12 protein-coding genes are annotated in these 12,119 nt (G+C 66.1%); all 12 read left to right on the forward strand.

Annotated elements, in window-relative coordinates:
* Positions 1–58: 58 nt before the first annotated feature.
* The 12 genes from OCUBac02_RS13025 to nuoL all read left to right on the forward strand — a co-directional run bounded on the left by OCUBac02_RS13025 (position 59) and on the right by nuoL (position 12,116).
* Positions 59–664, forward strand: a complete 606-nt coding sequence (locus tag OCUBac02_RS13025) for an NADH-quinone oxidoreductase subunit C (RefSeq protein WP_173046137.1) — start codon at positions 59–61, stop codon at positions 662–664.
* Complete coding sequence (locus tag OCUBac02_RS13030; protein ID WP_047578399.1) at positions 664–1,101, forward strand: GFA family protein; 438 nt, start codon at positions 664–666, stop codon at positions 1,099–1,101. Before OCUBac02_RS13025 ends, OCUBac02_RS13030 begins: the two co-directional genes overlap by 1 nt.
* A gap of 2 nt (positions 1,102–1,103) precedes the next feature.
* Positions 1,104–2,294, forward strand: a complete 1,191-nt coding sequence (locus OCUBac02_RS13035) for an NADH-quinone oxidoreductase subunit D (protein WP_173046139.1) — start codon at positions 1,104–1,106, stop codon at positions 2,292–2,294.
* Between the two features lie 117 nt (positions 2,295–2,411).
* Positions 2,412–3,629 carry an NADH-quinone oxidoreductase subunit NuoE gene (gene nuoE, locus OCUBac02_RS13040; RefSeq protein WP_173046140.1) on the forward strand — a complete coding sequence of 406 codons (1,218 nt, stop codon included), beginning with the start codon at positions 2,412–2,414 and terminating at the stop codon, positions 3,627–3,629.
* 11 nt (positions 3,630–3,640) lie between these two features.
* Positions 3,641–4,945, forward strand: a complete 1,305-nt coding sequence (gene nuoF / locus OCUBac02_RS13045; RefSeq protein ID WP_173046142.1) for an NADH-quinone oxidoreductase subunit NuoF — start codon at positions 3,641–3,643, stop codon at positions 4,943–4,945.
* Between the two features lie 4 nt (positions 4,946–4,949).
* Entirely contained in the window at positions 4,950–7,013 is a 2,064-nt protein-coding gene (gene nuoG / locus OCUBac02_RS13050) for an NADH-quinone oxidoreductase subunit NuoG (RefSeq protein ID WP_173046144.1), read from the forward strand.
* A gap of 6 nt (positions 7,014–7,019) precedes the next feature.
* Complete coding sequence (gene nuoH / locus OCUBac02_RS13055; RefSeq protein WP_173046146.1) at positions 7,020–8,072, forward strand: NADH-quinone oxidoreductase subunit NuoH; 1,053 nt, start codon at positions 7,020–7,022, stop codon at positions 8,070–8,072.
* A complete protein-coding gene (locus OCUBac02_RS13060) occupies positions 8,069–8,305 on the forward strand; it encodes a hypothetical protein (RefSeq protein ID WP_173046148.1) in 237 nt (78 codons plus the stop codon). The genes nuoH and OCUBac02_RS13060 overlap by 4 nt, the downstream gene beginning before the upstream one ends.
* Positions 8,306–8,325: 20 nt before the next feature.
* On the forward strand, positions 8,326–8,814 hold the full coding sequence (nuoI, locus tag OCUBac02_RS13065) for an NADH-quinone oxidoreductase subunit NuoI (RefSeq protein WP_038367698.1): 489 nt from the start codon (positions 8,326–8,328) through the stop codon (positions 8,812–8,814).
* Between the two features lie 280 nt (positions 8,815–9,094).
* The gene (locus OCUBac02_RS13070; RefSeq protein WP_173046150.1) at positions 9,095–9,718 is read left to right on the forward strand and encodes an NADH-quinone oxidoreductase subunit J; all 624 of its coding nucleotides are present in this window, start codon (positions 9,095–9,097) and stop codon (positions 9,716–9,718) included.
* Positions 9,718–10,026: an NADH-quinone oxidoreductase subunit NuoK gene (gene nuoK, locus OCUBac02_RS13075; protein WP_047575211.1), complete on the forward strand. Its 309-nt coding sequence runs from the start codon at positions 9,718–9,720 to the stop codon at positions 10,024–10,026. Before OCUBac02_RS13070 ends, nuoK begins: the two co-directional genes overlap by 1 nt.
* A 29-nt stretch (positions 10,027–10,055) precedes the next feature.
* Positions 10,056–12,116 (forward strand): NADH-quinone oxidoreductase subunit L, encoded by a 2,061-nt coding sequence (nuoL, locus tag OCUBac02_RS13080; protein WP_173046152.1) that lies wholly within the window; start codon positions 10,056–10,058, stop codon positions 12,114–12,116.
* Positions 12,117–12,119 lie beyond the last annotated feature (3 nt).

Raw genomic sequence — 12,119 nt, forward strand, 5'->3', positions numbered from 1 at the left:
TGCATGAGATGGTCGGGTCAGGCCCGACCATGACGCGGAACGGGCAGAAGGTGAGACGATGAGCGAAGCGCTCGTACAACTCGGCGAAGAGATCAAGGCCGCGCTGCCCGGCGCGGTGACGGAGGCGGTCGTCGCCTTCGAAGAGCTCACGATCCATGCCGAGGCGGATCGAATCGTCACGGTCCTGCGCACGCTCTACAGCGACCCGCGCTTCCGCTTCGTGAACTTCACCGACATCGCCGGCGCCGATTATCCCGGCCGCGAGAAGCGCTTCGACGTCGTCTACCATCTGCTGGCGCCGCACCATAACCGCCGCATCCGCGTGAAGGTCCAGACCGACGAGGCGACGCCCGTCCCCTCCGTGATCGAGGTCTTCCCGGCGGCGAACTGGTTCGAGCGCGAGGCCTACGACTTCTACGGCATCCTGTTCTCCGGCCACCCGGACCTGCGCCGCATCCTCACCGATTACGGCTTCGAGGGTTACCCGCTGCGCAAGGACTTCCCGCTGACCGGCTTCGTCGAGGTCCGCTACGACGACGAGCAGAAGCGCGTCGTCTACGAGCCGGTGAAGCTCAACCAGGAATTCCGCAACTTCGATTTCCTCTCGCCCTGGGAAGGCACGGATTACGTGCTGCCGGGCGACGAGAAGGCGAAGGGGGCGTGATGGCGTCTGGCCAGCAAACCCTGTCCGGCGGCTGTCTCTGCGGCGCGGTGCGTTTCACCGCCAAGCCAGAGAAGGCCGAGATGGACGTCTGCCATTGCGGCATGTGCCGGAAATGGAGCGGCGGCGTCTTCATGGCGGTGCCTTGCACCGGCGTGTCGGTCGCGGACGAGCAGGCGCTCGGCGTCTACCCATCCTCCGACTGGGCCGAGCGCGTCTTCTGCGCGACATGCGGGACGAGCCTGTTCTGGCGCCTGCGCGAAGGCGGCGACGGCCATGTCGCGGTGGCCTTCCAGGCCCTCGACGACCAGTCGTCCTTCACCTTCGCCGAAGAGATCTTCATCGACGAGAAACCTGCCCTCTACGCCTTCGCGGGCGAGCGGCGCCGTAAGACCGGCGCGCAGGTGATCGCCGAATTCGCCGCGAAACAGGCGGGCTGAGCATGACCGAGCACAATATCCGCAATTTCTCGATCAATTTCGGCCCGCAGCACCCGGCCGCGCACGGCGTTCTGCGCCTCGTGCTGGAGCTCGACGGCGAGATCGTCGAGCGCGTCGATCCGCATATCGGCCTGCTGCATCGCGGCACCGAGAAGCTGATCGAGGCCAAGACCTATCTCCAGGCCGTGCCCTATTTCGACCGGCTCGACTATGTCGCGCCGATGAACCAGGAGCATGCCTATGCGCTCGCGGTCGAGCGCCTCGCCGGCGTGACCGTGCCGCGCCGCGGCCAGCTCATCCGCGTGCTCTATTCCGAGATCGGCCGCATCCTCTCGCATCTGCTCAACGTCACGACGCAGGCGATGGACGTCGGCGCGCTGACGCCCCCGCTCTGGGGCTTCGAGGAGCGCGAGAAGCTGATGATCTTCTACGAGCGGGCCTGCGGCGCGCGCATGCACGCGGCCTATGTCCGGCCCGGCGGCGTGCACCAGGATATTCCGGTCTCGCTGATCCACGACATCGCCGAGTGGTGCGACCCCTTCCTCCAGGTCTGTGACGACCTCGAAGGCCTGCTCAGCGATAACCGCATCTTCAAGCAGCGCAACGTCGATATCGGCGTGGTCGATCTCGAAACCTGCTGGAAATGGGGCTTCTCGGGCGTGATGGTGCGCGGCTCCGGCGCGCCCTGGGACCTGCGTAAATCGCAGCCCTACGAGTGCTACGAGGAGATGGAATTCGACATCCCCGTCGGCAAGAACGGCGACTGCTTCGACCGCTACCACATCCGCATGGAAGAGATGCGCCAGTCGGTGCGCATCATGAAGCAGTGCTGCGACAAGCTGCTGGCGCCCGATGGCGGCGGCCCGGTCTCCTCGCTCGACGGCAAGATGGTGCCGCCCAAGCGCGGCGAGATGAAGCGCTCGATGGAAGCGCTGATCCACCATTTCAAGCTCTATACCGAGGGCTACAAGGTGCCGGCCGGCGAGGTCTATGCCGCCGTCGAGGCGCCGAAGGGCGAGTTCGGCGTCTATCTGGTCTCCGACGGCACCAACAAGCCCTATCGCTGCAAGATCAAGGCCCCGGGCTTCGCCCATCTCCAGGCCATGGACTTCATGTGCCGCAAGCACATGCTCGCCGACGTCTCCGCGATCCTCGGCTCCCTCGATATCGTGTTCGGGGAGGTCGATCGGTGAGCGCCGTTTCCGTCATGGTCGGCCTGGTGCCGACCATCCACGTCTTGAACGTGGCAGATGTTGCGAAGACGTGGAAGCTCGGGACAAGCCCGAGCATGACGTCGAGAGAGAACTGATATGTCCGTCCGTCGTCTCGCACCCGATCCGGTCCAGCCCGCCTCCTTCGCCTTCACCGCGGCGAACGAGAACTGGATCGTCCAGCAGATCGCCAAGTATCCGGAAGGCCGCCAGGCTTCCGCCGTCATCCCGCTTCTGTGGAAGGCGCAGGAGCAGGAGGGCTGGGTCTCCCGCGCCGTGATCGAGACCGTCGCCAAGCGCCTGGGCATGGCGCCGATGCGGGTGCTGGAGGTCGCGACCTTCTACACCATGTTCAACCTGCAGCCGGTCGGCGAGTTCTTCGTCCAGCTCTGCGGCACGACGCCCTGCGCGCTGCGCGGCGCGGAAGCGCTGAAGAAGGTCTGCGAGGACGTCATCGGCCCGCAATCGACCGTGACCGCCGACGGCAAGCTCTCCTGGCTCGAGGTCGAATGCCTCGGCGCCTGCTGCAACGCGCCGATGGCGCAGATCAATGTCGACTATTACGAGGACCTGACGCCGGCGAATTTCCGCCAACTCCTCGACGATCTCCGCAATGGCCGCGCCACCAAGCCCGGTCCGCAGAACGGCCGCACCGGCTCCGAGCCGGAAGGCGGCTCGCAGACGCTGACCGACAAGGCGCTCTATGACGGCTCGATGATCGGCGCCGGCGACTGGCAGAAGCGCATCGTCGAGCAGCGCAAGGCCGCGGCCGAAGCCGCCGCCGCCAAGGCCGCAGCCGAAGCGGAAGCCAAGAAGGCAGCCGAGGCCGAGGCGAAGAAGGCGGAGGCCACTCCGGTCGCCGTCGCCGCCAAGCCTGCGACCGAGACGGCAGCGGCGGGTCGTCCGAAGCCTTCGGCGCCGGCCCAGCCCTCCAGCGCGGCGAACGATACGCCGGCCGCCAAGGGCAAGGTCGAGAAGGAGGATGTCGCCGAGGCTGCCAAGCCTGCGGCGGCGGCCAAGGTCACCGCGACCGACGAGAGCAAGCCCGAACTGCTGGCCGCGGCGCGCGGCGGCAAGGGCGACGATCTCGAACTGATCTGGGGCGTCGGGCCGAAGCTCGGCAGGATGCTCAACGAGATGGGGGTCTGGCATTACGACCAGATCGCCAAATGGACAGCGGCGGAGCTCGCCTGGGTCGATGCGCGGCTGACCGGCTTCAAGGGCCGGGCGCTGCGTGACGACTGGATCGCTCAGTCGAAGAAGCTCGCGACGGGCTGGCGCCCGGAGTCGAAGCTTGGCGACAAGCCGGCAGAGTGAGGCACCAGGACATGCTCGCAGATCGCGATCGCATCTTCACCAATCTCTACGGCCTGCATGACCGTACCCTGAAGGGTGCGATCCAGCGCGGCGCCTGGGATGGCACCAAGTTCATCCTGGAGCAGGGCCGGGACTGGATCATCGACGAGATGAAGAAGTCCGGCCTGCGCGGCCGCGGCGGCGCCGGCTTCCCGACCGGGCTGAAATGGTCGTTCATGCCCAAGCAGAGCGACGGGCGCCCGCATTATCTCGTCGTCAATGCCGACGAGTCGGAGCCGGGCACCTGCAAGGACCGCGAGATCATGCGCAACGACCCGCATACGCTGGTCGAGGGCTGCCTGATCGCCTCCTTCGCCATGGGCGCGCATGCGGCCTATATCTATATCCGCGGCGAGTACGTCCGCGAGCGCGAGGCGCTGCAGCGCGCCGTCGACGAGGCCTATGAGGCCAGGCTCATCGGCAAGGACAACGTCCACGGTTATCCCTTTGATCTCTATGTGCATCACGGCGCCGGCGCCTATATCTGCGGCGAGGAGACGGCGCTGCTGGAGAGCCTCGAGGGCAAGAAGGGCATGCCGCGGCTGAAGCCGCCATTCCCGGCCAATATGGGCCTCTATGGCTGCCCGACCACGGTGAACAACGTCGAGTCGATCGCGGTCGCCCCGACCATCCTGCGCCGCGGCGCGAGCTGGTTCTCCTCGATCGGCACGCCGAACAATGTCGGCACCAAGCTGTTCTGCGTCTCCGGGCATGTGAACAAGCCCTGCAACGTCGAAGAGGCGATGGGCCTGACCTTCCGCGAGCTGATCGACAAGCATTGCGGCGGCATCCGCGGCGGCTGGGACAATCTCAAGGCGGTCATTCCCGGCGGCTCGTCGGTGCGCATGGTTCCGGCCGATCAGATCATCGACACGCCGATGGATTTCGACTCCCTCTCCAAGCTGCGCTCCGGCCTCGGCACGGCGGCGGTGATCGTGATGGACAAGTCGACCGACATCGTCCGCGCCATCGCCCGCATCAGCCATTTCTACAAGCATGAAAGCTGCGGCCAGTGCACGCCCTGCCGCGAGGGCACGGGCTGGATGTGGCGTGTGATGGAGCGCATGGCCGAGGGCCGCGCCCAGAAGCGCGAGATCGACATGCTGCTCGACGTCACCAAGCAGATCGAGGGCCACACGATCTGCGCGCTCGGCGATGCCGCGGCCTGGCCGATACAGGGTCTGATCGCGCATTTCCGGCACGAGATCGAGCAGCGCATCGACGACTATGCCGCCAACCCGCACAGCGAGCCTGTGCGCCTGATGGCGGCGGAGTGAGACCATGACGAAACTCCTCATCGACGGCGTCGAGGTCGACGTTCCCGCCGAGTACACCGTGCTCCAGGCCTGCGAGGCCGCGGGCGTCGAGGTGCCGCGCTTCTGCTTCCACGAGCGCCTCTCGATCGCCGGCAACTGCCGCATGTGCCTCGTCGAGGTGAAGGGCGGCCCGCCGAAGCCGCAGGCCTCCTGCGCCATCGGCGTACGCGACCTGCGCCCCGGCCCGAACGGCGAGCCGCCGGTCGTCCTGACCAGGTCGCCGATGGTCAAGAAGGCCCGCGAAGGCGTGATGGAGTTCCTGCTCATCAACCACCCGCTCGACTGCCCGATCTGCGACCAGGGCGGCGAATGCGACCTGCAGGACCAGGCCATGGCCTATGGCGCGGACACCTCGCGCTATGCCGAGAACAAGCGCGCGGTCGAGGACAAGTATATCGGCCCGCTGGTCAAGACGACGATGACGCGCTGCATCCAGTGCACGCGCTGCGTCCGCTTCACCACCGAGGTTGCCGGCGCCTCCGATCTCGGCGCCATCGGCCGCGGCGAGGACATGGAGATCACCACCTATCTCGAGCAGGCGATGTCGTCGGAGCTGCAGAGCAACGTCGTCGATCTCTGCCCGGTCGGCGCGCTGACCTCGAAGCCCTACCAGAACAAGGCCCGGCCCTGGGAGCTCTCCAAGACCGAGAGCATTGACGTGATGGACGCGGTCGGCTCCGCCATCCGCGTCGATTCGCGCGGCAAGGAAGTGATGCGCATCCTGCCCCGCCTCAACGAGGCGGTGAACGAGGAGTGGATCTCCGACAAGACCCGCCATGTCGCCGACGGCCTCAAGACCCAGCGTCTCGACCGCCCCTATATCCGCGAGAATGGCCGCCTGCGCCCCGCGAGCTGGAGCGAGGCCTTCGCCGCCATTGCCGCCAAGGTGAAGGCGACGGCGCCTGAGAAGATCGGCGCCATCGCCGGCGATCTCGCCGCGGTCGAGGAGATGTTCGCGCTGAAGAGCCTGATCGCCTCGCTTGGCTCGGCCAATCTCGACGCCCGCCAGGACGGCACCAAGCTGCATCCCAAGTTCGGCCGCGCGTCCTACGTCCTCAACGCCGGCATCGCCGGCATCGAGGATGCGACCTCGCTGCTGATCATCGGTTCGAACCCGCGCCGCGAAGCGCCGATCCTGAACGCCCGTATCCGCAAGCGCTGGCTGCGCGGCGACTTCAAGGTCTCCGTCATCGGCGAGAAGGCCGACCTGACCTACGCCTACGATTATCTCGGCGCTGGCCCTGAGACGCTGGCCGAGGTCGTGAAATCGGCCCAGGCCGCTGGGGCTAAGCCGATGTTGCTGGTCGGGCAGGGCGCCCTCGCCCGCGCCGACGGCGAGGCCGTGCTCTCGCTCGCCGCCAAGGCGGCGCAGGCGCTCGGCGCGGTCACCGAGGGCTGGAACGGCTTCGGCGTGATCCATACCGCGGCCGCCCGCGTCGGCGCGCTCGATCTCGGCTTCGTGCCGGGCGAGGGGGGCTTGGATGCGGCTGCTATGGTCAAGCCGGGCGCGCTCGATGTGCTTTTCCTGCTCGGCGCCGATGAGATCGAGGTGCCGGAAGGCGCTTTCGTGATCTACCAGGGCACGCATGGCGACAAGGGCGCGCATCGCGCCGATGTCATCCTGCCGGGGGCTGCCTATACCGAGAAGTCCGGCACCTATGTGAACACGGAAGGCCGTGTGCAGATGGGCGACCGCGCCACCTTCCCGCCGGGCGATGCCCGCGAGGACTGGGCGATCCTTCGCGCACTCTCCGCGACGCTCGGCAAGACGCTGCCCTTCGACTCGCTTTCCGGTCTGCGCAAGACGCTCTATGAGGCGCATCCGCATTTCGCGGCGCTAGACGGCCTTCCGGCCAACGACGCGGCGGAGATCGGCAAGCTCGTCGGCCTCGGCGGCAAGACCGACAAGGTGGCCTTCGCGCCCGTCGTCGCCGATTTCTATCAGACCAACCCGATCGCGCGTGCCTCCGCCATCATGGCGGAATGCTCGGCGCTGGCCTCCGGCCGGCATCAGCAGGCGGCGGAGTAAGCGGCTATGAACTGGGACCTCGTCCTCGATATCGCGATCATCCTCGGCAAGAGCCTGCTGCTGCTGGTCTGCCTGCTGGTCTTCATCGCCTATATCCTGCTCGCCGACCGCAAGGTCTGGGCGGCGGTGCAGCTCCGCCGCGGCCCGAACGTGGTCGGACCGTGGGGCCTGTTCCAGAGCTTCGCGGACCTGATCAAGTTCGCGCTCAAGGAGCCGATCATCCCGTCCGGCGCCAACAAGGGCATCTTCCTGCTGGCGCCCTTCATCTCCTGCCTTTTGGCGCTCGGCGCCTGGGCGGTGATCCCGGTGGCGGAAGGCTGGGCGATCGCCGACATCAATGTCGGCGTGCTCTATATCCTCGCGATTTCCTCGCTCGGGGTCTACGGCATCATCATGGCCGGCTGGGCCTCGAACTCGAAATACCCGTTCATGAGCGCGCTGCGCTCGGCGGCGCAGATGGTGTCCTACGAGGTCTCGATCGGCTTCGTCATCATCACCGTGCTCCTCTGCGTCGGCTCGCTGAACCTCTCGGCCGTGGTCGAGGCTCAAGCGAACCGCGGCCTGGCGCATGCTCTCGGCGTGCCGTGGCTCTCGATCCTGAACTGGTACTTCATCCCGCTCTTCCCGATGTTCGTGGTCTTCTTCATTTCGGCGCTGGCCGAGACGAACCGGCCGCCCTTCGATCTGGCCGAGGCGGAATCCGAGCTCGTGGCGGGCTTCATGGTCGAGTACTCCTCGACGCCGTACCTGCTGTTCATGCTCGGCGAATACGTGGCGATCATGACCATGTGCTCGCTGACCACGATCCTCTTCCTCGGCGGCTGGGCGCCGCCGGTCGCGCTGCCGCCCTTCACCTGGCTGCCCGGCGTGTTCTGGTTCGCCCTCAAGGTCTGCTTCGTGTTCTTCATGTTCGCGCTGGTGAAGGCCTTCGTGCCGCGCTACCGCTACGATCAGCTGATGCGCCTGGGGTGGAAGGTCTTCCTGCCGCTCTCGCTGGCCTGCGTCGTGATCGTGGCGCTGGTGCTGCAATTGACGGGCTGGGGCCCGGTGGCGGGATGAGTTGGGCCGGCCCGCTCGGTGCCCTGATCGGCTTCGGGCTCGGCCTGCTGGAATACCGGCTTATGTCGGCCGTGGTGATCGGGGCGCTCCGGCGCACGGATCGCTCGGAGACGCAGGCCGAGAAGGACGATTACGAGCGTCGCATCCGCATCCTGCGGGCGGTGCTGGTGGTGATGACGATCGGCTTGATGCCGACCTTAGGTTTCGTGATCGGCCGGACGGTGTTCGGCTGAGGATGTAAAGGACGAAGGCGATGTCACTCGCGCAAGCTGCACGAGGCCTGCTGCTGAAGGAGTTCGTCGGGGCTATCGGCCTGTCGATGCGCTATTTCTTCAAGCCGAAGGCGACGCTGAACTACCCGTTCGAGAAGGGCCAGCTCTCGCCGCGCTTCCGGGGCGAGCACGCGCTGCGCCGCTATCCGAACGGCGAGGAGCGTTGCATCGCCTGCAAGCTCTGCGAGGCGATCTGCCCGGCGCAGGCCATCACCATCGAGGCCGGCCCGCGCCGCAACGACGGCACGCGCCGCACCACGCGTTACGACATCGACATGACCAAGTGCATCTACTGCGGCTTCTGCCAGGAAGCCTGCCCGGTCGATGCCATCGTCGAGGGGCCGAATTTCGAGTTCGCGACCGAGACCCGCGAGGAGCTGTTCTACGACAAGGACAAGCTGCTCGCGAACGGCGCGCGCTGGGAACGCGAGATCGCGCGCAACATCGCGATGGACGCGCCCTATCGGTGACGTTTTCGATCGCCTCGCGGCGGTCATCCCGGGCGACCGCAGGGAAGCCCGGGATCCATGCCTGAACCTGTGCCGGGGGCGTTCCGGCATGGATCCCGGCTCTCCGCTTCGCTGCGGCCGGGACGACGGCGTGGAAACCGAATGAAACCAGACCCGCCGTGCGGTTGTCCCGCCCGGCGGGCCTGATTATAGACGCTCCAAATTGCTCGGGGTCCGTTGAGTCCCGGAGCACGAACCAAACGAGGACCGCGCCGAAAAGGGGCGGGAAGGGCTGGCCGAGATGAATGCCGCAGCGGCTTTCTTCTATCTCTTCGCAGGGGTGACCGTGGCATCCGCCTTCATGGTGGTGACCTCGCGCAATCCCGTGCATTCGGTGCTCTACCTGATCCTGGCCTTCGTCAACGCGGCCGGGCTGTTCATGCTGCTCGGCGCCGAGTTTCTCGCGATGCTGCTGGTCGTCGTCTATGTCGGCGCGGTGGCGGTGCTCTTCCTCTTCGTGGTGATGATGCTCGACGTCGATTTCGCCGAGTTCCGCCAGGGCTTCCTCAACTACCTGCCGATCGGCGCTCTGATCGGCTTCATCTTCGCCGTGGAGCTCCTGCTGGTCGTCGGCGCCTGGGTCATCGATCCGCAGATCGTCAAGGCGCCTGTCGCCGCGATCCCGGCCAATGTCTCAAACACCGAGGCGCTCGGCCGCGTGCTCTATACCCAGTATGTCTATTACTTCCAGGCGGCCGGCCTCGTGCTGCTCGTCGCGATGATCGGCGCGATCGTGCTGACTTTGCGCGACCGTCCCGGCATCAAGCGCCAGCATGTGCCGACCCAGAACGCCCGCACCAAGGACGCGGCGATGGCGGTCAAGCAGGTGCCTTCGCGCGCTGGGGTTCCCGAGGAGATGGCGTGATGACGATCGGACTGGGCCATTATCTCGCCGTCAGCGCCATCCTGTTCACGCTCGGCGTGCTCGGCATCTTCATCAACCGCAAGAACGTCATCGTCATCCTGATGTCGGTCGAGCTCATCCTGCTCTCGGTCAATATCAACTTCGTCGCCTTCTCGAGCTTCCTGAACGACATCGTCGGCCAGGTCTTCGCGCTGCTCGTGCTCACGGTGGCGGCGGCTGAGGCCGCGATCGGCCTCGCCATTCTCGTCGTCTACTTCCGCAACCGCGGCACGATCGCGGTGGAAGACATCAACATGATGAAAGGCTGAGCGCGCCCCTGCGCCTGGACCTCACTGCCATGTATCACCTGATCGTCTTCCTCCCTCTCATCGGCTTCCTGATCGCCGGCCTCTTCGGCCGGCTGATCGGCGCGCGTGGCTCCGAGATCGTCACGACCTCGCTGCTGATCGTCTCTGCCCTCCTGTCCTGGGTCGCCTTCGTTCAGGTCGGCTTCGGCTCCGGCACGACCCGCGTGCAGGTCGCGAGCTGGATCTCGTCGGGCCAACTCCAGGTCGACTGGGCCTTCCGCGTCGACACGCTGACCGCGGTGATGCTGGTCGTGGTCAATACCGTCTCCAGCCTCGTGCATCTCTATTCGATCGGCTACATGCACGAGGATCCGCACCGTCCGCGCTTCTTCGCCTATCTCTCGCTCTTCACCTTCGCTATGCTGATGCTGGTGACGTCGGACAACCTCGTCCAGATGTTCTTCGGCTGGGAAGGCGTCGGCCTCGCCTCCTATCTGCTGATCGGCTTCTGGTACCAGAAGCCCTCGGCCAATGCGGCGGCGATGAAGGCCTTCATCGTCAACCGCGTCGGCGATTTCGGTTTCTCGCTCGGCATCTTCCTCGTCTTCGTGCTGTTCGGCTCGGTCGGCTTCGACGCGATCTTCCCGCGCGCCGGCGAGCTGGCGAGCCAGAGCTTCCGCTTCCTCGGCTATGACTGGAACGCGATGACCCTGACCTGCCTGCTGCTCTTCATGGGCGCCATGGGCAAGTCGGCGCAGTTCCTGCTGCACACCTGGCTGCCGGACGCGATGGAAGGCCCGACCCCGGTCTCGGCGCTGATCCATGCCGCGACCATGGTCACCGCCGGCGTCTTCATGCTGGCGCGCCTGTCGCCGGTCTTCGAATACGCGCCGGTCGCGCTCACGGTCGTCGTCGTCATCGGCGCCACCACCGCCTTCTTCGCGGCCACGGTCGGCCTCGTGCAGAACGACATCAAGCGCGTCATCGCCTATTCGACCTGCTCGCAGCTCGGCTACATGTTCGTCGCGCTGGGCGTCGGCAATTACGGCGCCGGCATCTTCCACCTCTTCACCCACGCCTTCTTCAAGGCGCTGCTCTTCCTGGGCGCGGGCTCGGTCATCCACGCGATGCATCACGAGCAGGACATGCGCCACATGGGCGGCCTCCGGAAGCACATCCCGATCACCGCCGCAGCGATGACGATCGGCACGCTGGCCCTGACCGGCGTCGGCATCCCCGGCACGATCTTCGGCTTCGCCGGCTTCTTCTCGAAAGACGCGATCGTCGAAAGCGCCTATGCCTCTGCGCTGGGGCATGGCGGCTTCGCCTCGTCCTATGCCTTCATCCTGCTGGTCGTCGCGGCCTGCATGACCTCGTTCTACTCCTGGCGCCTCTATTTCATGACCTTCGAAGGCGCGCCGCGCTGGGGCCATGGCCACGCCGCGCATGGTCACGGCCATGACGACCACGCCCATGCCGCCCATGGCCACGACGATCATGCCCACGGAGCGCATGGCCATGACGATCACGGCCATGGTCACGACCACACGCCGCATGAGAGCCCCTGGGTGATGCTGATCCCGCTCGTCGTGCTGTCGGTCGGCGCGATCCTGGCCGGCGTCGTCTTCAAGGAGGCCTTCGTCGGCCACGACTTCGAGCATTTCTGGAAGTCGGCCCTGTTCATGGGCAAGGACAACCACATCCTGCACGAGATGCACGAAGTGCCGAAATGGGTCGTGGCCTCCCCCTTCCTGGCGATGGTGATCGGGTTCGCGCTCGCCTGGTACATGTATGTCCGCCGCCCGGACGTGCCCGGCAAGCTGGCTGCCGCCAACCCGGCGCTCTACCGGTTCCTGCTCAACAAGTGGTATTTCGACGAACTCTACGACTTCCTGTTCGTGCGCCCGTCGAAGTGGCTCGGTCGCTTCCTCTGGAAGAAGGGCGATGGCCTGGTCATCGACGGTTTCGGCCCGGACGGCGTCTCGGCCCGCGTGGTCGACGTCACCAATCGGGTGGTCCGGCTGCAGACCGGCTATCTCTATCACTATGCCTTCGCCATGCTGATCGGCGTCGCTGGGCTCGTGACCTGGTATCTCGTGGCTCGCGGGTGAGAT

Origin of the sequence: Bosea sp. ANAM02, from assembly GCF_011764485.1 — a bacterium.
Lineage (GTDB): Bacteria > Pseudomonadota > Alphaproteobacteria > Rhizobiales > Beijerinckiaceae > Allobosea.

Bases quoted from the DNA above. Each gene is read 5' to 3' on its own strand.
- OCUBac02_RS13025 (WP_173046137.1), top strand. From the start codon at position 59: ATGAGCGAAGCGCTCGTACAACTCGGCGAAGAGATCAAGGCCGCGCTG.
- OCUBac02_RS13030 (WP_047578399.1), top strand. From the start codon at position 664: ATGGCGTCTGGCCAGCAAACCCTGTCCGGCGGCTGTCTCTGCGGCGCG.
- OCUBac02_RS13035 (WP_173046139.1), top strand. From the start codon at position 1,104: ATGACCGAGCACAATATCCGCAATTTCTCGATCAATTTCGGCCCGCAG.
- nuoE (WP_173046140.1), top strand. From the start codon at position 2,412: ATGTCCGTCCGTCGTCTCGCACCCGATCCGGTCCAGCCCGCCTCCTTC.
- nuoF (WP_173046142.1), top strand. From the start codon at position 3,641: ATGCTCGCAGATCGCGATCGCATCTTCACCAATCTCTACGGCCTGCAT.
- nuoG (WP_173046144.1), top strand. From the start codon at position 4,950: ATGACGAAACTCCTCATCGACGGCGTCGAGGTCGACGTTCCCGCCGAG.
- nuoH (WP_173046146.1), top strand. From the start codon at position 7,020: ATGAACTGGGACCTCGTCCTCGATATCGCGATCATCCTCGGCAAGAGC.
- OCUBac02_RS13060 (WP_173046148.1), top strand. From the start codon at position 8,069: ATGAGTTGGGCCGGCCCGCTCGGTGCCCTGATCGGCTTCGGGCTCGGC.
- nuoI (WP_038367698.1), top strand. From the start codon at position 8,326: ATGTCACTCGCGCAAGCTGCACGAGGCCTGCTGCTGAAGGAGTTCGTC.
- OCUBac02_RS13070 (WP_173046150.1), top strand. From the start codon at position 9,095: ATGAATGCCGCAGCGGCTTTCTTCTATCTCTTCGCAGGGGTGACCGTG.
- nuoK (WP_047575211.1), top strand. From the start codon at position 9,718: ATGACGATCGGACTGGGCCATTATCTCGCCGTCAGCGCCATCCTGTTC.
- nuoL (WP_173046152.1), top strand. From the start codon at position 10,056: ATGTATCACCTGATCGTCTTCCTCCCTCTCATCGGCTTCCTGATCGCC.